The following is a 17,082-nucleotide window of genomic DNA, read 5'->3' as shown; positions in this document are numbered from 1 at the left end:
CGTCGCGCTGGTACACCGCCGTGACAGCGCCCGCTCAGCAGCTCAGCTCAGCACCCCACGGGCCTTCAGCCTTCAGCGGCGGCGGGCGTGAGCGCGGCGCGGCGGTCGTCCGATCGAAGAGCGGCGCGCCGAGGTCGGGCAGGCTCGCGCGGGCGGGGGACCTCGGTCGAGAGAGCATCGTTCGGCCCCGCCGAACAATACTATGCTGAAAGTTTCGATTCACAGGACGCGAGATGGCCTGCATGCTGAGCGTGTCACGACGGGGGAGCGCCGGGCAGCGGCGCGGCGGTCCTTCGTTGTGCCTTGCTTGATCTGGAGGGTGTGATGAAGCTCGAAAGACTTTTCAGCGTGGTGGTCCTCGGTGGTGCGTCGCTCGGCCTCGGGGCGTGTGGGCAGCAGGCCGGCGGTGGGAGCGGCGGCGACGGCGGCGGCGCGCCGGGGGCGGTGAGCGGGGCGGGCGGCCATGGCGGCGAGGACGCGGCGGGCGGCTCGGGAGCCCAAGGCGGCGGCGGCGCGGGGGCGACGGCGGGCAGCGGCGGCCATGGCGGCGAGGACGCGACGGGCGGCTCGGGAGCCCAAGGCGGCGGCGGCGCGGGGGCGACGGCGGGCAGCGGCGGCGGCGCGACGAGCGGAACGGGGGGCGGCGGGGGCGGCCCGCAATGCACCGTCCTCGAATTTCCCGGCGAGCCGAAAGATCCTTGCGGCTGCCCGTGCTGCTGGATGGACGGCTGCAACAACGACGAGCCTTGCTGCGCGGGGTTCTGCGCCGCTGCGAACGACGGAGTGGGGTGCTGCGGTGACTGACGTGGATCGCGCGGCGGTGCGCGCCTCGGCGGCGCGGGTCTGGCGGCGGAGGGCGCGCGCCGAGCTCGAGGCGGCGTCGCGCTTCTCGCGGCTCGGGGACGAGCTCGCGGCCGTGGGCGCCGTGGGCCCGGTCGTCACGATGGCGCGCGACGCGGCCTCCGACGAGCGGCGCCATGCAGAGCAATGCGCGGCGCTCGTGCGCGAGCTCGGCGGCGAGCCGGTTGCGCTCGGCCCGGCGCCTCCGGCGCGGGAGGTCGGGCCGCGCGGGCTCGGGGCCCGGGAGCGTGTCCTTTACGAGGTCGTCGCGATGTCGTGCATCACCGAGACCCTCAGCGCGGCGCTGCTCGGCGAGCTCGTCTCGCGGGCGGCCGATCCCGTCGTGCGGGAGAACATGCATCGCATCCTGCGCGACGAGATCGACCACGCACGCCTCGGCTGGGCGCACCTCGCGGCCGAGCGGGAGCGCGGCGTCGGAGACGTGATCGGCGCGTACCTCCCGGCGATGCTCGCGGGCACCGTCGCCGCGGAGGTGCTCTTCTCGGCGGAGGCCGAGGATCCGGCGCAAGATGCGCTGTCGGGCCTCGGCGCGCTCGGACGCGGCGAGAGCAGGCGAATCTTCAGCGAGACGATGCGGCTCGTGGTTCTTCCTGGGCTACGGCGATTCGGCGTGGATACGGCGCGCGGGGAGGCGTGGCTCGGGGAGCATGAGGCTCGCCTTGGACCCACGGTGTGATCGGCGCGCAAGCGCGTTTGGGATCCCTGGGCGGCCTGCTCTTCGGAACGCGCGACTGGAGGGCGGCGCCTCTGGCACCGGCGGAGGCCGGCGCCGTCGCTCGGCTTGACGGGCGCGCCGCGACCAGCGATCCTCGCAGACATGCGATGCGCCGCGTTCGGGTTGATCCTGCTGCTCGCGGGCAACGCGCAGGCCGAGCCGACGGCGCCGGCCGCCCCCATCGACGCCACCCGGCGCGACGTGGGCACCGGTCTCGCCGTGGGTGGGCTGGCCCTGGGCGCCGTGGGAGCAGGCATGTACTTCCTCACCCGACCGGGCGACGACGATCTCTGCGACTGCTCGTCTCGTGCGTGGGTCTTTCCCACCGTGCTCATGGGCCTCGGAGGCGCCATGGCCGCCACGGGCGTACCGCTCTGGATCACGGGTCAGATCAACATCGATCGCGCAAAGGCGCAGGCTCAGCTCCAGATCGGCCCGCTCGGCGGTGGCGTTCGGCTGCTGTTCTGACGGTCCGATCCTCGGCGCCGCGGAGCTCGCGTTGCGCCGTCCTCTTGCTGGTTCGTGGCGCGGCGACCCGGGATTGCCGCCCACCCTGCTCTCGGTCAATCCGTCCAGTGATGGGTCTCGTCGGGTGCCTCGGCGGCGGATCTTCGGCGAGCAGGGATGAAGGCCCACGATGACGGTGCGAGTCGGATACGTCGACCCGCGAGCGCATTTCGAGCTTCCGCCCGCCACGTCCTTCCAGGCATCCTGCGCGCCATGAGCGACCGGCAGAAGCCCTTGCTGATGCCGCGGCCGGATCTCGGCCTGCGCGCGCTCCTCCCGTCATGGCGCGAGGCGTCTCACCGCGCGACGCGGTGGAGCGACGCCGTCGCGGGCGCCGCGGCCCTCGGCCCCTCGTTCGCGCTGGCCCTGCTCACCGCGCACCACGCCGGGCTGCCCCCTGCGGCCGCGCTGACCTGCGCCGTCGTCGGCAGCGCCGTGGTCGCGCTCCTCGGCGGCACGAGGCTCGGCCTCGCCGGGCCGGGCCTCGCGATGGGCTTCGCGCTCGCCGACATCGCCCGCGACTACGGGGCGGCCACCCTCGCGTTCGCGGGCGCGATATGCGGCCTCCTGCAGCTCCTCCTCGGCATGCTCGGGGTCGGCCGCTTCGCTCGCCTCGTGCCGCTGAGCGTCGTGCACGGCTTCGTGCTGGGCCTCGGCGCGCTGCTCGTCCTCCAGAGCCTGCCCGACGCGCTCGGCTTCGCGACGTCCACGGACCTCGACCCGCTGCGCGTGCTCGACCGAATCGGCGCGCACCTCGGCGGCGCGCGCGCTCCGGCGCTCGCGATGGCCGTGTTCGCGGGCGCGGCCACGTGGCTGGGGGCCCGCTACGCGCGGCGCGCCCCTGTCGCGCTGCTCGCGATCGCGGCGTGCGCCGGGCTCACCCACCTGGCGAACCTGGATCTCCCCACGCTGTCCGATATGGCCTTCGCGCTGCCGCTCGGTCCGTGGCCCAGCGAGCCCGCGCACGGCATGGCGCAGTTCGGTCGGGCCGCGCTCGTCCTCTTCGCGCTCGCCTCGATGGAGACGCTGCTCTCGGCGAGCGCCGAAGAGGAGCGCGTGCCCGGCGCGCGGCCTGACTTCGATCAGGAGATGGTCGGCTACGGGCTCGCGAACATCCTCCTGTCGCTGCTCGGCAGCGTCCCGGCGGCCGGGTCTATCGCGCGCTCGTCCGTTGTGCGCGCCGCGGGCGGCCTCCACCGCGCCGCGGCGCTCTTTCATGCCCTCTTCGGCGCGGCGCTCGCCGCGGTCGTCCTGGTGGTCGATCGCCTCGTGCCGCTCGCCGCGCTGGCCGGCGTCGTCATCGCGATCGCCGTGCCGCTGCTCGATCTTCGGCCGCTCGTCGCCGTCTATCGCATCTCGCGCTCCGCGGCGGTGGTGCTCGTGGCGACCGCGCTCGTGATGCTCTTCGGCGGCCTCTTGCGCGGGATCGAGGTCGGGCTCCTGGCGACGCTGGCGCTGGCCTTGTGGCGCATCGCTCGCTTCCGCGCCGCGGTTCACCAGGGCAGCGCGGGCGCTCCGCACCAGGTCAACTTCAGCGGCCCCATCACGTTCCTCGTGGTGCTCGAGCTCGAAGCGACGCGCCGGCGCCTGGCCACGCTCGACCCGACGGCGGGCGTGATCCTCGATATTCGCGGGGTGCAGGTGATGGACCTGACCGGCTGCGAGCGCTTCCTCTCGCTCGTGGCCGACCTGGTCCTTCGCGGCGTTCGCGTCGTCGTCCTCGGCGCCTCTCCGGCCTGCCGCGACAAGCTGCTCGCGGCCGATCGCGGGGATCTCCTCGCCGGACGCCTGGCCGTCACGGACCGAGATGTCGATGCGGTCCTCGGGCAAGCGCGCGCGTTCGGGATGCGCGCGCAGGTGGTCGCGAACCTCGAGCGGTTCCGGATCGAGGTGCGCGAGCATTACACGCCGCTCTTCGACCAGCTCGCCGACGGGCAGCACCCGCACACGCTCTTCGTGACGTGCGTCGACAGCAGGATCACGCCCTCGATGCTCACGGGCACGCACCCGGGCGAGCTATTCATCGTGCGTGCCCTCGGCGCGATGGTGTCGCCCCCGAGCGAGTCGACGCGGCCGGGTGAGGGAGCGGCTGTCGAATATGCGGTCGGCGTGCTGGGCGTGCGCAATATCGTGATCTGCGGGCACTCGTCCTGTGGCGCCGTCAAGGCCGTGAAGAGCGGGCACGTGCCTGACGAGCTGCCGACGCTCAAGCGCTGGCTCGTGGAGATCCCGGCGGCGTCGGGCGATCTGTCGGGGCACGCCGACGTGGACGACGCGGCGCGCGCCGCGACCGTGCGCCAGCTCGACAATCTCCGGCAGTTTCCGCTGGTGCGCGAGCGGCTCGCGAGCGGTGAGATCGAGCTTCACGCCTGGTTCTATGACGTCGGTCAGGCCGAGCTGTTCGAATGGGACGAGGCCAAGGGGGCGTTCGCCGTGATGGCCGGTCGTCGGGAGTCGTCCGGCTAGATTCTCCGGCGCCTGAAGCGGCTCACGCCGGCATGGCCTTGGGCCCGAGCAGGCTCCGGTCGCGTGCCCGCGCCGGACCCGGCCGACCGCCCGGCGGCGCGCCCATTGACCGGGACCTTCGCCGGTGCGAGCTACCCGGCATGAAGGCACCGACGTACGAGCTGTATTACTGGCCGGGTATTCAGGGTCGAGGCGAGTTCGTGCGCCTCGCGCTCGAGGACGCCGGCGCCCCCTATGCCGACGTCGCCCGCCTGCCCGCGGCGAAGCACGGCGGCGTCGCCGCCATGCAGAAGCTCATGAAGAGCCACGCCCTCGCGCTCGAGCCCTTCGCGCCGCCGTTCCTCCGCGCAGGGGACCTCGTGATCGCACAGGTGGCCAACATCCTCTTCTACCTCGGCCCGCGCCTCGGCCTCGCGCCCGACGACGAGGCGAGCAGGCTCGGCGCCCACCAGATCCAGCTCACCATCGCCGATCTGGTCGCCGAGGTGCACGACGCCCATCACCCCATCTCCGTCGATCTCTATTACGAGGACCAGAAGCCCGAGGCCCTCCGCCGGACAGAGGCCTTCCTCGCCGAGCGCATGCCCAAGTTCCTCGGCTATTTCGAGCGCGTCCTCGATCGCCACGGCGGCCGCCACCTCCTGGGAGGCGCGATGTCCTACGTCGATCTCTCGATGTTCCAGATCATCGAGGGCCTCCGCTACGCGTTCCCGCACGCCATGGCCGCCTTCGCGCCCAAGATCCCCACGCTCGTCGCGCTGCACGACCGCGTGGCCGAGCGCCCGCGGATCGCGGCCTACCTGGCCTCGGATCGGCGGATACCGTTCAACGAAGACGGCATCTTCCGGCGCTATCCGGAGCTCGATCCGGCGCCGTCGAAGAGACGATGAATGGGCGCGCGACCCGCTCCCCCGCGCTGAGCGAGGGGAGCGAGGAACGCCGCGCGCCGGTCAATTTTGATTGACGCCGGCCGTGCTACTTATCGAGCGTCAACAGTCCGAGCTTGTAGGGCAGGCGGCCGTACTCCCCACCAACGCTCGGATCTCTCCCCTGGTAGAGGAACCGCAGGTCGCACGGATCGAGGGTCATTTTCTCGTCGTGCCCGGAGCGGACCAGCTCGCCGTGGCTGATGTCGTCGGTCCAGTCGCCGCCTTCGAACGTCACGTTGGCCGGGCCGGCGAAGGGCTTCGCCTTTGTATCCGCCAAGGGGGCCCAAGGCCCATCGAGGCTCTCGGAGGTCCACGACCTGAAGAAGCGAGGGCTGTTGTCGAACGCCTCCACCAGGAGCAGGTACTTGTTCGAACCGTCCACCTTGTAGACATTGCTGGCTTCGAACAAGAGCCCCGAGCTGGGAGCCGTCATGACGACCTCATAACCATCGAAGTTCGGGAACTTGTCGATGCTGACCTTGGAGCGGTAGAGCTTCCCGTCGTCCCGCGAGAAGAAGAGGTGGCAGTTGTCGTCGTCGCAGATGACCCAGAAATCCAGCGCGCCGAGGGTGTTCCCCATCTGACCTGGCTCGCCTCGGAGCAGCGTTTGGGGACGACTCCAGCCGTTCATGTTGTTGATGTCGTCGTTGGTCGAGTACCGGCCGTTCCACTGGTAGATGAGGTACCACTTGTTGTGCGGCCGGAAATAGAAGACCTGGGGAGCGACCGTGCTGCCGGTGGGCCAGCCCCCCATGTAGTTCTGCGTAGCGGCGTTCGCCTGAGAGAAGTCCGTGAAATTCAGGTACACCGACTGCCACCCGCCGTTGCCCGACGTGGTGTCGAAGACGGTGGCAAATACGTGGTACTTGTTCTCGAAGAACACGATCGTCGGGTCTTTGACGGAGGCGAAGGTGCGGCCAGCAGGCGGCTTGGGGCCGATCACCGGCGGCCCCGACTTCCACTTGTACGTGGTGGGCAAGTCGCAGGTCACCGTCGGGCCGCCACCGCCACCGCCGCTACCGGCCGCCGGAGAGCCACCGCTCCCGGTCGCCGTCATGTCGCCGCCCGTGCCCGTCGCGCTTGCCGTGCTCGTGCTGGGGATCGACCCGCCTGCGCCCGTCGTGACGCCCGCGCCCGTCGTGACGCCCGCGCCCGTCGTGACGCCTGCGCCCGTCGTGCCGCCGGCGCCACCCGTCCCAGGGGGCTCCTGCCCGTCCGACGTGTCGCTGGCGCAACCGGCGAGCGCGGCGAGCGCACAGCCGAGGGCCGAGAATCGAAGCATGGAACGGCACGGGGTCAGCGGTCGGCGGGGCAAATCGAGGGGATTGATCATTGCTAATCTCCAGAGGGATGCCCAATCGGGCCAGCGAGCTCCGCAGAGCCCGACCGTCAAGGTGAACGCGCACGAGGACGCAGGCCCGGTGCAGATGCCGGCCTGTCCAGAGCAAGACGAAGGAATACCTGGAACCCAGATTGTGAACGTTCACATGGCCGACGTCAATCAGAAAAGCGGCGCGCGGCTATCCTGGATCCCGAGGGGGGCGCAGCGACGGCCAGCTCCGCGGCGGCTTGAACAGGTACGCCGGCGCGGGGCCGTCGACGATGTGCTCGACCTCGTCCAGGCGGCTGCCAGGGAGCAGCGCCCCGCCCAGCGACTCGCGCACGAGCGGTATCCGCGCCGGATCGAAGCCCATCCCCTGCGACGCGATCCCGTCGACCACGCTCGGGTCGAACCCGCCTATCAGGAGCCCTGCGCGCACCGGCGTCGCGCCGAGCGGCCCCTCCCCCTCGCCGGCGACGATGCCGTCCACGATCGTCAGATACCGCCGCTGCGGCTCGCCGCGCAGCGCGCCCTCCCGGTCCGCGAAGAACAGGATGCGGTTGAGATCCAGGATGGTCCGCCAGAGCGTGTTGTTCCCCTCCCAGCTCCCATCGATGACCTTCGGCGGCGCACCGAGCCGCGGCGCGCGCGCGACGAGCGAGTGATCGCCCGGGAGCGGGAGCCGGCTGAGCTTGTTCTCCACCGCGTCGCCCATGCCTTGCGGCCGATCGAACTCGTCGCCGCCCACCGACGGATCGCCCTCGGTGAAGTGCGGGAGCCAGTACTTCTCGTTGGTCAACCCGATCACGCTCTTCAGCGAGAGCGTGACCCCGGTCTTCTTGTGCGTCTTCAGCTTGGGAAGGTTGATGACGACATCCGCGTCGAGCAACGTCTGGGGAATGCTGTACTCGTGCCGCTGCTCGGTATGGTGCGGCACCGGCGTCGTGTAATGGCTCCGGTGGAACCGCAGCGCGCCGGGGCGCGGGGCGCTCGCGCCGGCGAAGAAGCTGCCGCGGCCGAGATCGACCACCCGGTAGCCCCGGGGGTCGCCGGGCAGGCGGCGCCGGAGCAGCAGCCCGAGGTTCCACGAGCGGCCGAGGCGGCGCACGTCGTCCAGCGCGAACACCGGCGCGACCCGGAAATACCGCAGGTCGATGAAATCGACGTCATGGCCCTGGGCCTTCAGGTGATCGATGACCTCGAAGATGCCGAGCGGGCCGGCCACCTTCTCGATCTCGCACCCCTCGACCGGCGAGTCGACGACGCGCACCCGCCCGCGCGGACCGGCGGCGCGGAGCGCATAGTCGAGCACCGGCCGGAGGAGCGAGCCGTGCGTGCTGGAGGCGGCGAGCCGCTCGCCCGTGATCTTCTGGTGCAGGTTCTTCGACGAGACGAGGTTCGGCTTGATGATGACGCGGTCGCCCGGCGCGATCAGGTCGCCGAGCGGGTTCCACGCCGGCGTGCCGGCGCGCGCCGCGTCGAGGCCGAGCCGGCGGAAGAGCGCCTCGACCGCCTCGTAGACCGGGCCCGGCGGGCCGTACGGCGCGCGATCGGCGTAGCCGAGGCCCGGCCTCGATACGGTCACCACGCGGTTCATCGTCGGTGCCACCGGGAGCGCCCCTCTCAGCCGCCCGCGCCGTTCTGGCTGGACGACAGGATCTCCACCGGCGCGGCGCGCTGGAAGTCGACGTTCAGCCGCGAGACGCTCGCGAGGTGCTTGCCCGTGCGGACGAGCGCGATGTCGTCCGCGAACTCGACCTCGATGCGCATCCGCTCGCCCAGGTAACGGCGGAACACGGCGAGCACCTCGTCCAGCACCTGCGGCGAGTACCGCCCGCCCTTGACGACGCGGAACGTGATGGCGTCGCGCTCCTCCTGCACCACCTGGAAGCGCTTGATCGCATAATCGAACTCCTTCAGGTAATGCGCGAAGAACGTGCCGGGGAGATAGCGCCCGTCCGTCCCACGGATGATGGACTGGACCCGCCCCTCGATGCGGCCCACGCGCGGCGCCCCGCGGCCGCAGGGGCACGGCACGGCCGGGTCCATCGCCTCGGCGAGATCGCCGATGCGATAGCGGACGAAAGGCATGCAGAAGTTGTTGAGATCGGTGATCACCACCTCTCCGATCTCCCCGGGCTCCGCGGGGCGCCCGTCGCGGAGGATCTCGACGAGGTACCCCTCGGCCACCACGTGGTGGCCCTCGTGCGCGTCGCACTCGTACGCGATGCCCGAGAACTCGCGGCTGCCGTACTTGTCGAAGACCTTGCAGCCGAACGCCTCCTCGATGAGCCGGCGGCTCGGCAGCGGCAGCGTCTGCGCGCTCGACATGATCGCGCGCGGCCGGGCCGCGACCTTGCCGGTGCTCTTCACGTAATGCGCCAGGAAATCGAGCGCCTCGGCATAGCCGTCCATGAGCACCGGCTGCACGCCGGCGATCCGCTCGATCATCTTGCCCAGGTTGTCGTCGGACAGCTCGAAGATGGGGATGAACGTCCGGTTCGACAGGATGGCGTCCGCGCGCTCGCGGGCCGCCTGCCACCGGGTCATCCCGATCGTCTGGTGCCACAGCCGCACCGTCGGGTCGCCGAAGCGGTAGCCCGTCCACTCCTGCGCCCGGAGCGTCGCCGCCCAGCGGAACTCGAGCTGCGCCCGGTCGGCGTAGCAGACGAAGGGCTCGCCGGTGGAGCCGCTCGTCGTGATCTTGAGGACCTGCGACTTGTCGTGGTTCTCCGACATGATATCGAAATAGAGGTGCCGCCGGATATCGGCCTTGGTGAGGAACGGCAGCTTGTGCAGGTCCTCCTGGCCGCGGATGTCCTCGGGCCGGAGCTTGAGCTCCTGCATGCGAGCGCGGTAATAGGGCACGTTGCGATAGCAGTGGCGGAGCAGCCGCCGCAGCTTCTCGTCCTGGAGCTCGCGGGTCTGCGCCGGCGTGAGCCACTGCGTCTTGCGGAGCGTATCGTAGTAGTGCTCGACGTCGCGCGTGATCATCCAGTGGGTGTGGTTGAACGCGCCGAGGTACGCGCGCCACTTCGCCGTGGTGAGCGGATCGCGCTCCGGCGAGCGGTCGACCACCGGGTGGAGGCGGAGGTACTGCGTGGCCACGTCCGCCGGGATCCGGTCCACGCGGTACTCCCAGACCGCCTTGCCGAGGTCGTAGAACGACTTGGCCACGGCGCTGGCCGCCTGCTGGTCGAGGAAGGAGACGCCCTGACGGCGCTGCTCGAAGAGCGTCTCGACCTCCTTGTACGAGTAGCCCTTGGCGTGGGCGGCGACCAGGATGAACGACTGCCAGTAGAAATAGCTGCCCTTGTACGTCAGCAGATCCTGGAACACCTCGCGCGCGCACATCACGAAGCCGCTCTTGTTGTCGTGCAGCGACATCCCGAAGGTTGTGTTCAGCAGGGTGTTGAACCCGCGGCTCAGGTGGTAGCGGCGGTCCATGCGCCGCCCGACGGCGCTCCTCCAGCCCTGGACGACATCGACGCTGTGCTCGTAGAGCTCGCGCCGGAGGCGCAGGAGGTCCTCGGGCTGGTACTGGAGATCGGCGTCGATGATGGCGACGAGCTTGCCGCGCGCGGAGGCCGCGCCGGTGCGCCACGCCGCGGTGATGCCGCGGTTCTGCGGGTGGAAGCACCCCGCCACGAGCCCGGGGTGCGCGGCCATGAGCGCGCGGATCGTCGTGGCGGTGCCGTCGGTCGAGCCGTCGTCGACGAGGAGGAGCTCCCCCGTGAGGCCCCCTTCGCGGAAGACGCCGAGGACGCGCTCGGTGAGCTCGGGGATGTTCAGCTCCTCGTTCAGACAGGGCACGATGACGGAGAGCTCGATCGGGGTCTCCGGAGGAAGCTCGGATCGGGGGTCGGACATGGGGTGTTCGCCTATCTTGCCTGGAAGGGGCGCCCGCAGCAGGGCGACGGGCGCTCGGGGCAGCCCGGATGCACGGCGGGCGTCACGGGGGGACGCAGCGGAAGCACGCGCGGATCGGCAGCGCGCCGTGGGGCGCCGCGCGGCGCTCGGTCACGCGCAGATGGCGCGCGAGGAGGCGGCCGAACTCGTCCGGAGTCCACGTGTGCAGGTGGTAGACGTCGCCGCCCCACTGGATGCGGTCGCGCAGGAGGTAGCCGACGGGCGTGCGGCGGACGATGCCCTTCAGCCGCGCGATGAGCGGGTCGTTCGGCACCGTGATCGCGGCCACCCCGCCGGGGCGCAGGAGGCGGGCGATCTCCGCGAGGACGGCGGCGGGATCGACCGTGTGCTCCAGGACCTCGGTGCAGATGATGCGGTCGAAGCTCGCGGCGGGCAGGTCGAGCGCTTCGACCTCGCCCTTGAGGAAGCGGGCGTCGTAGCCTGCGAGGTTCTTGCGGGCGGTGTCGAGGAAGACGTCGGAGACGTCGATCGCCGTGATGCGCGCCCGCGGGAACATCCGCAGCACGTGCCCGCCGCCCGAGCCGACCTCGGCGAGCTCGAGGCCTGTGCAGTCGCCGAGCATGTCGCGGATGATGGCGAGCCGCTCGCGCTCGATGAGCCGGATCGGCAGCGGGGCGCGCTCGTAGTAGTCGTCGATCGGGTGCTCCCGGGCGAGGCGGTCGTTCAGCGCCTCCACATCGATGTCGCCGGCGGCGTTCGGCATGGCGGCCCTCATAGCACGGGGCCGGCGGAGCCTCACCCGGGCCGCGCGCGGCCGGCCTGAGCAGGAGCACGGCTCCGGCGGTCCGCCAGGATCGCCGCCGCTCTATGGCGGTCTCGCGCTCCGCCTTCATGTTCAAATTTGACAACTACCCAACAGGGAGGGCGGCTTGCGGTCAGGGCTCGACGCGACACCCTGCGCTGCACCCGTCGCCCCCTGCCGTGTTGCCGTCATCGCACGACTCGAGCCCTCCGACGTCGCCGTCGCCGCACACGATCGCGGGATCGATCAGGGTGCGGCGCAGCTTCAGGGCCTCCCGGAGCGCGCCCGCGTGCTCGGCGAACTCGCGCTGATCGTCCCGGGTCGCCTCGCCGGCGCTGGCCGCGCCGATCAGCTGCGCCGCCTGATCGATGGCCGCGAGCGCGGCGGGCTCGTCCCACGCCGCGCTCGCGATGCGGGCGAGCTCGGCGCGGAATCGCTCGTCGAGCGCCGGTATCTCGCGGATCCGGCGCGGGAGCACGGCGACGGGCGCCGTCTCGGTGTCGAAACGCGGGTCGTCCAGGATGCGATCCATGCCATGGGGCATGAACACGAAGCGCCCGTCGGCCGGGTTCTTGTACATGTAATAGTTGTTCGCCCGGTACGCGTAGCCGTCCCAGTGGCCGACGAGCGCCTCGAGGGCGAAGCTCGTGATGAACCGATCCAGGTCGAGGTGCTGGCTCAGCTTCGCCGCGAGCTGCTCGTCCGGCGTGTCGCGGATGGCGGCGGCGAGCGCGCGGAGCGCCGCCGCGCCCTTGTCTTCCCCGCCGTCGAGCTCGGCGGCGCCGAGATCGTCGACGAAGTCGCCGCAGCACGGCCCCTCGTAGAGCGCGCCCTCGTCGTTCACCTCGCCGAAATGGCGCCTCAGGAACCGCTTGTCGAGGGCCTCGGTGACGACGTAGATGCCCTTGTCGACGCCGTTCAGGCTCACCACCGCGTGCGCGGTGCGCGCGGCCGGCACCCCGGCGCGGTCGTGCAGATCCCCGCCGATCTGCTCGCGCAGAAAGGCCGAGTCCTGCTTGGCGTTGTTCAGCAAGAGCTTCTTGAGCCCGTCGAGCTCCGCCTCTTCATCGAACTCGTCGATCTTGATGCTGAAGCTCGGCTTGTCCTCGAGCTCCACGAGCTTGTTGCCCTTCTGCCGGATGCCGGCGCCGCGGACGACCTCGCCGTCGTAGCTCAGCGTGCACGGGACGCGGGCCTCGAGGTCCGTGGCGAGCTGGTTCAGGTGGGCCCCGTCGACGGTGATGGCGATCGTGTGCAGCTTCGTCCGATCGAAGACCGCCTCGCCGGTCTCCTTGTCGACCGGACAGCCGCTCTGGCTCGCCACGACGAGGAGGAGGGAGAGGGCGGCCGTGGGAGCGCGCCCCGAGCTCATGGTTCCCGCTTCTGTGTGAGGCATCCCTCGTGATACCGCGTTCCCGCGGCGTCCGCCCGCCGTGACGCGCGCGCCCGGGTCACGGCGCGGCGGCGGCAGCCCCGCGGCCGGGGTAGGGGCGCGCTTGCTTGACGTAGAGCGTCGGCGGCTCGTCCGGGCTCGCGTCGTCGTCGAACTTGAACTCCACGTCCATCGCGTACCAGCCGTTGTTGCCCCCCGCGGGCCCGTAGGCGGGAGAGAACCGGGTGTGGATGGCGTCGAGCGCCACGCCGAGCTGGTGGACCTGCGCCGCCGTCAAAACCCTCTGGCCCTCGGGCATGAGGCTCGAGTGCGTCATGTAGGTGATGGGCTGGTTCGGCTGGCCGAAGAAGTAGAGGAACGCGTCGTTCGTCACGCCGGCGGGCGGGGCCACGACCTCCACGTCGCCGCCCGATTGCACGTTGACGTAGAAGGCGGGCTGGACCCCGGTCGTGTCGAACGGGTTGTTCGTGATGGCCACGCCGTTCGCCTCCTCGTCCGGGAAATTGTGGTGCACGAGCAAGGCCATCGCGATGGTCCTGTGATCGATGCCGTAATAGGTGCGCTCATCGAAGGTGCGGAGCTTCCAGGCGCTCGCGTACGTCTTGCGGATGGCGTCGAGGACGTCCTCCCAGTCGGTCGGATCGCCCGTGTTCGAGTCGTAGCAGCCGGCGCACGGGAACCCGTCGAGATCCTCGCTGTTCGTGCTGGTGCGGAAGCGCACCGGGTGCCCGGCATACTCCGCCTCGATCTTCGCCTTGAGGAGGTCCTGGAGCTCGACGTCGACGGGCGCGCTCTTCATCGCGTCGCGGAGCGCCTTCAGCGCCTTGTCGCGGACCGCCGGGTCGGTGTTGAACTGCGCGTCGGCGAGCAGCGCATCGATCTGCTCGTAGAAGCCGTTCTGCTTCATGAACAGGTCGTAGTAGTAGATCGGGATGGAGAACGCCTTCTGGATCGGGACCTCGGGGATCCTCGCCAGGATCGAGTAGTGGGCCGCCTTGCCGCCGAAGGCGAGGACGGCCTTCTTGATCGCGTCCCGGAGCGGCTCGCCGTCCGGCGGATCGGGGGTCACCTCCTTGATGTCGCGCAGATCGGTGACCGTCAGATCCAGCTCGGGGAGCGTGACGGGCTCGGGCTTGTGCGCCTCCCAGAACGCCTCGGCCTCCGCCTCGGTGACCTCGCGGACGCTCCAGGACGACGGCCCCGCCGTGAGCTCGACGAGCTTGTCCTTCAGCGCGAGCAGCTCCGGGTGGCTCATCGCGTCGCGCAGCCCCATGTTGGGCGTGCGCCGGTTCTGGGAGAGCACGTTGACGTGCGAGAGCGGCGTCTGGAACGCCTCGGTGATGATCCCCTGGACGACCGAGATGTCGTTGGGCGCCTCGTCGAGCACAACGATGTCCTGGTGGGACAGGTACTTCGCGCCGAGCTCCGCCGCCCTCGCGAAGCGGAGCCGCCCCATCGCCGTGCCCAGCGAGAGCGGCTGGTAGTCGATCCCGGCGTAGAGATCGCCGGTGCTGACCACGGGGATGTCGGCGGGGAGCTTCTTCGCCTCGGCCGCCACGGCCTCCGACGTGGGGTGGAAGGCGAGCTTCGATCCGAAGAACGAGGCCCCCTGCACCGCCCTGAACAGGGTGGTGATCATGTCCGCAGACGCGGTGTCGTAGGGGGAGAGCTCGAGCGCCCACACGCCGGGGCCCGCGTAATGCGTCACCGCGCCGAGGACGAAGCGGCGGTCCGGCGTGAAGTACTCGGTCGTGTTGAACTCGGAGAGGGGAGGGACGTAGGGCAGCTCGCCGCCGGAGAGGTGCGACGAGATGAAGGCGTAGTGGACCTCGTAGAGCACGCTGTTCTGGAAATACAGCGCGTTCTGGTCGGCCATATCCATCACCACCTTGACCGACCGCGCGCCGGGCAAGGTGGCGTCGATGGGCGCCGACGCCAGCGCCTCGAAGTCCGCGGCGCACCCCACGCGCTTCAGGAACTCCGTCGAGCCGTCGTCGCTCTTGCGTTCGCAGACCTCCCCGGTCACGCCGACACCGTCGGACGAGCCGCCGCACGCGCCCGGCAGCACAGCGGAGAGCAGGGCGAGCGCGAGGAGCGACGAGATGCGATTGCCTTGAACCATGAATCCTCCTGAGACAAGTAAGGTGACCGAGGGGCGGCGCGCGCTGGCAAGCTTGCGTCAGGGCGTCAGGGCGAAGCAGTAGATCCCGCCGTAACCGCCGCCGGATCCGACGCTCGTCGCGCCCTGCGCCGGTCCCCCTGCGTCCACGAGGTTGACGCCCGGGGTGCACCCCGCCGCGTCGTGGGCCGACATCCAGTGGGCCATGTTGAACCCGCCGCCGCCCGGGCCGCCGGGCCCGCCGCCGCCGAAGTTCCTCGGCCACGAGTGTCCGAGGCGCGGTTTCGAGTTCCTGTCCGCCGCCGCGCTCGTCCAGTCGCTGCACGTGGCCGTCGAGCCATAGAGCCGCCCCTTGTCGTCGCTCCCCGTCAAGGTGTCGTGGTTGTCCACCTCGGGCTGGCTCGGATCGGGCTGGTGGTTGGGGACGCCGTCCTCGTTCGGCAGATCGTCGGCGAGCCCCTCGTCGGCCCCGGTGGGGCGCTCGTCGAGCAGCGCCTCTTTGTTGCTGGCGATCAACCGTCCGAGCCGGTCGTACCAGGGCCCCTCGCCGATCCGGTCGATCGCGTCGACCCGCTTGCCGTCCTCCCCTGCCGTGGCGCTCAGGAACGCGCGCCACGTCTTGCCCCCCGCGCCCGGAAGGCTCTTCTCGGCGATCGTCGCGCAGATCTTGTCCGCGCCGCGGAGACCGGCGCCCGGGCCCGTCTCCCCGAAGCGGAGATCGCCCCCGAAGCCGTCCTGGGAGCCCGACAGCTCCTGCATGGCGACGATGCTGGTCACGAAGAAGCTGAATTTCTCGGTCGTCCCGCCGCCGGTGGTCGCCGTGGTGCCGCCGCCGGTGGTCGCGGTGGTGCCGCCGCCGGTGGTCGCCGTGGTGCCGCCGGTGGTCGCGGTGGTGCCGCCGCCGGTGGTCGCCGTGGTGCCGCCGCCGGTGGCCCCGGAGCCGCCGCCGGAGCTCGACGATGTGCTGGTCGCTCCGTCGCTCGAGGCGTCCGTGTCGCCGCCGGAGCAGCCGAGCACGTGAGGGAGCAGCGCCATGGTGAGAGGGAGCAGCACGGGGTGATAAGCGCGTGTCATGGTCTCGTTTCCTTGTCTTTGTAAGCTGGACTGTCGGTCGCGCCGTGATCGGCGAGGCTCATTGGCAGGTGAGATCGCTCTGGCAGGTCTGGCCGTCGGGGCACTGCGAGCTGTCGTTGCACGAGGTGAGCCCCACGACCTCCACCGGTCGCTCGATCTGCGATGAGATGACCAGATCGACCCGGCCGGGCGAGATCGTCGTGGAGCCCACGGACTCGCGCGTGGCGACGATCGACGGGAAGCCCGCCACGCCGAGGTCGAGGAGCTGCGTGACGAGCGACGCCGGCAGATCGAGCGAGCCGGTGTCCTCGGCGACGCACTCGATCTTCCCCTTCGTGCCCCCGTGATGGCTGATATCGAGCGTCACGCGGAGCGTGGAGATGCCGGCCTGCCCCGGCGGCGTCCACGTGAGCTGCACGGCCTTGTCGGGCTCGATGCGGATCGTGTCGTTCAGGAGCTCGAGGGGGCTCACGCCCTTGGCCTCCACCGCGAAGGCGTTGAAGTAATCGCCGCTCGCCTCGAAGCGGACCGCCTGTCCCTCGTCGGCAGGCGGATAGCCGAGCTTCGCGCCGGCGGGCGGCTGGTAATTGTTCGCCACGGGTTTCATGACGAAGGCCGCCTCGCCCGACTCGAGGTTCAGGCCGGTCACCGTCATGTCTCCGGCGCTGTGCGCGGCCGGGTAGGCCTGGCACGTGTCGTCCTCCACGCACACGGCGCTGCCCCCGCAGGGCTCGTTGCAGAACGGGACGCGCGGCGTGAGGAGCCGGCAGCTCCCCTCCTCGGTCGCGAGCTCCCAGACGATCTGAGAGGGCGTGGGCCCGTCGTAGATCTTCCCGAGCACCGACGCGCTGCCGGGCGTCTCCGGCGCGTCGCCTGGCAGCGAGCGCACCTGGAAGGCGCCGACGAGGCGCGTGGGGTCGCCGGTCGCGCCGTCCGACCCCCCGGATCCGCCGGAGCCCCCAGGGTCCGGCGGGTCGCCGGTGCCCGCCGCCGAGGACGAGCAGCCGAGAGACAGGAAGCTCATG

Annotated in this window: 14 protein-coding genes; 6 read left to right on the top strand and 8 right to left on the bottom strand. The window is 70.7% G+C overall.

Going from position 1 to position 17,082, the window contains the following annotated elements; translation table 11 throughout:
• The first annotated feature begins 324 nt into the window (after positions 1 to 324).
• From WMF28_RS38805 to WMF28_RS38785, 5 genes are all read left to right on the top strand, one after another.
• Positions 325 to 804 carry a hypothetical protein gene (locus WMF28_RS38805; protein WP_437598675.1) on the top strand — a complete coding sequence of 160 codons (480 nt, stop codon included), beginning with the start codon at positions 325 to 327 and terminating at the stop codon, positions 802 to 804.
• Positions 797 to 1,537 (top strand): ferritin-like domain-containing protein, encoded by a 741-nt coding sequence (locus WMF28_RS38800; RefSeq protein WP_437598674.1) that lies wholly within the window; start codon positions 797 to 799, stop codon positions 1,535 to 1,537. The genes WMF28_RS38805 and WMF28_RS38800 overlap by 8 nt, the downstream gene beginning before the upstream one ends.
• Positions 1,538 to 1,678: 141 nt before the next feature.
• Complete coding sequence (locus tag WMF28_RS38795; protein ID WP_437598673.1) at positions 1,679 to 2,044, top strand: hypothetical protein; 366 nt, start codon at positions 1,679 to 1,681, stop codon at positions 2,042 to 2,044.
• Positions 2,045 to 2,296: 252 nt separating this feature from the next.
• On the top strand, positions 2,297 to 4,549 hold the full coding sequence (locus tag WMF28_RS38790; RefSeq protein ID WP_437598672.1) for a bifunctional SulP family inorganic anion transporter/carbonic anhydrase: 2,253 nt from the start codon (positions 2,297 to 2,299) through the stop codon (positions 4,547 to 4,549).
• 140 nt (positions 4,550 to 4,689) lie between these two features.
• Entirely contained in the window at positions 4,690 to 5,439 is a 750-nt protein-coding gene (locus WMF28_RS38785) for a glutathione S-transferase (RefSeq protein ID WP_437598671.1), read from the top strand.
• Positions 5,440 to 5,524: 85 nt separating this feature from the next.
• Here the strand turns inward: WMF28_RS38785 and WMF28_RS38780 are convergent, their stop codons facing one another.
• The 7 genes from WMF28_RS38780 to WMF28_RS38750 all read right to left on the bottom strand — a co-directional run bounded on the left by WMF28_RS38780 (position 5,525) and on the right by WMF28_RS38750 (position 15,760).
• The gene (locus WMF28_RS38780; RefSeq protein WP_437598670.1) at positions 5,525 to 6,760 is read right to left on the bottom strand and encodes a non-reducing end alpha-L-arabinofuranosidase family hydrolase; all 1,236 of its coding nucleotides are present in this window, start codon (positions 6,758 to 6,760) and stop codon (positions 5,525 to 5,527) included.
• 238 nt (positions 6,761 to 6,998) lie between these two features.
• Positions 6,999 to 8,408 carry a DUF362 domain-containing protein gene (locus tag WMF28_RS38775; protein ID WP_437598669.1) on the bottom strand — a complete coding sequence of 470 codons (1,410 nt, stop codon included), beginning with the start codon at positions 8,406 to 8,408 and terminating at the stop codon, positions 6,999 to 7,001.
• Between the two features lie 14 nt (positions 8,409 to 8,422).
• The gene (locus WMF28_RS38770) at positions 8,423 to 10,669 is read right to left on the bottom strand and encodes a glycosyltransferase (protein WP_437598667.1); all 2,247 of its coding nucleotides are present in this window, start codon (positions 10,667 to 10,669) and stop codon (positions 8,423 to 8,425) included.
• Positions 10,670 to 10,751: 82 nt separating this feature from the next.
• Positions 10,752 to 11,432 carry a methyltransferase domain-containing protein gene (locus WMF28_RS38765; protein WP_437598666.1) on the bottom strand — a complete coding sequence of 227 codons (681 nt, stop codon included), beginning with the start codon at positions 11,430 to 11,432 and terminating at the stop codon, positions 10,752 to 10,754.
• Positions 11,433 to 11,604: 172 nt separating this feature from the next.
• Positions 11,605 to 12,843, bottom strand: a complete 1,239-nt coding sequence (locus WMF28_RS38760; protein WP_437598664.1) for a CotH kinase family protein — start codon at positions 12,841 to 12,843, stop codon at positions 11,605 to 11,607.
• Between the two features lie 79 nt (positions 12,844 to 12,922).
• Positions 12,923 to 14,986, bottom strand: coding sequence for a PEP/pyruvate-binding domain-containing protein (locus tag WMF28_RS38755; RefSeq protein WP_437598663.1), 2,064 nt, complete (start codon positions 14,984 to 14,986; stop codon positions 12,923 to 12,925).
• A gap of 57 nt (positions 14,987 to 15,043) precedes the next feature.
• Positions 15,044 to 15,760, bottom strand: a complete 717-nt coding sequence (locus WMF28_RS38750; RefSeq protein ID WP_437598661.1) for a hypothetical protein — start codon at positions 15,758 to 15,760, stop codon at positions 15,044 to 15,046.
• Between WMF28_RS38750 and WMF28_RS38745 the strand changes: the two genes are divergently transcribed.
• Positions 15,750 to 16,004 carry a hypothetical protein gene (locus WMF28_RS38745; RefSeq protein WP_437598660.1) on the top strand — a complete coding sequence of 85 codons (255 nt, stop codon included), beginning with the start codon at positions 15,750 to 15,752 and terminating at the stop codon, positions 16,002 to 16,004. The two genes, WMF28_RS38750 and WMF28_RS38745, sit on opposite strands and share 11 nt — an antisense overlap.
• 111 nt (positions 16,005 to 16,115) lie before the next feature.
• Here the strand turns inward: WMF28_RS38745 and WMF28_RS38740 are convergent, their stop codons facing one another.
• On the bottom strand, positions 16,116 to 17,081 hold the full coding sequence (locus tag WMF28_RS38740; RefSeq protein WP_437598659.1) for a hypothetical protein: 966 nt from the start codon (positions 17,079 to 17,081) through the stop codon (positions 16,116 to 16,118).
• Position 17,082: the final 1 nt, after the last annotated feature.

Source organism: Sorangium sp. So ce590, assembly GCF_051521365.1.
Classification (GTDB): domain Bacteria; phylum Myxococcota_A; class Polyangia; order Polyangiales; family Polyangiaceae; genus Sorangium.
The sequence above is the reverse complement of the archived record's forward strand: the minus strand, read 5'-3'. Positions and strand labels throughout refer to the sequence as shown.

What these genes read in the sequence shown, in the direction of transcription:
- WMF28_RS38760 (WP_437598664.1), bottom strand. Translation starts at nt 12,843, where the DNA reads ATGAGCTCGGGGCGCGCTCCCACGGCCGCCCTCTCCCTCCTCCTCGTC.
- WMF28_RS38755 (WP_437598663.1), bottom strand. Translation starts at nt 14,986, where the DNA reads ATGGTTCAAGGCAATCGCATCTCGTCGCTCCTCGCGCTCGCCCTGCTC.
- WMF28_RS38745 (WP_437598660.1), top strand. Translation starts at nt 15,750, where the DNA reads ATGCTGGTCACGAAGAAGCTGAATTTCTCGGTCGTCCCGCCGCCGGTG.
- WMF28_RS38780 (WP_437598670.1), bottom strand. Translation starts at nt 6,760, where the DNA reads ATGCTTCGATTCTCGGCCCTCGGCTGTGCGCTCGCCGCGCTCGCCGGT.
- WMF28_RS38785 (WP_437598671.1), top strand. Translation starts at nt 4,690, where the DNA reads ATGAAGGCACCGACGTACGAGCTGTATTACTGGCCGGGTATTCAGGGT.
- WMF28_RS38795 (WP_437598673.1), top strand. Translation starts at nt 1,679, where the DNA reads ATGCGATGCGCCGCGTTCGGGTTGATCCTGCTGCTCGCGGGCAACGCG.
- WMF28_RS38805 (WP_437598675.1), top strand. Translation starts at nt 325, where the DNA reads ATGAAGCTCGAAAGACTTTTCAGCGTGGTGGTCCTCGGTGGTGCGTCG.
- WMF28_RS38790 (WP_437598672.1), top strand. Translation starts at nt 2,297, where the DNA reads ATGAGCGACCGGCAGAAGCCCTTGCTGATGCCGCGGCCGGATCTCGGC.
- WMF28_RS38765 (WP_437598666.1), bottom strand. Translation starts at nt 11,432, where the DNA reads ATGCCGAACGCCGCCGGCGACATCGATGTGGAGGCGCTGAACGACCGC.
- WMF28_RS38770 (WP_437598667.1), bottom strand. Translation starts at nt 10,669, where the DNA reads ATGTCCGACCCCCGATCCGAGCTTCCTCCGGAGACCCCGATCGAGCTC.
- WMF28_RS38740 (WP_437598659.1), bottom strand. Translation starts at nt 17,081, where the DNA reads ATGAGCTTCCTGTCTCTCGGCTGCTCGTCCTCGGCGGCGGGCACCGGC.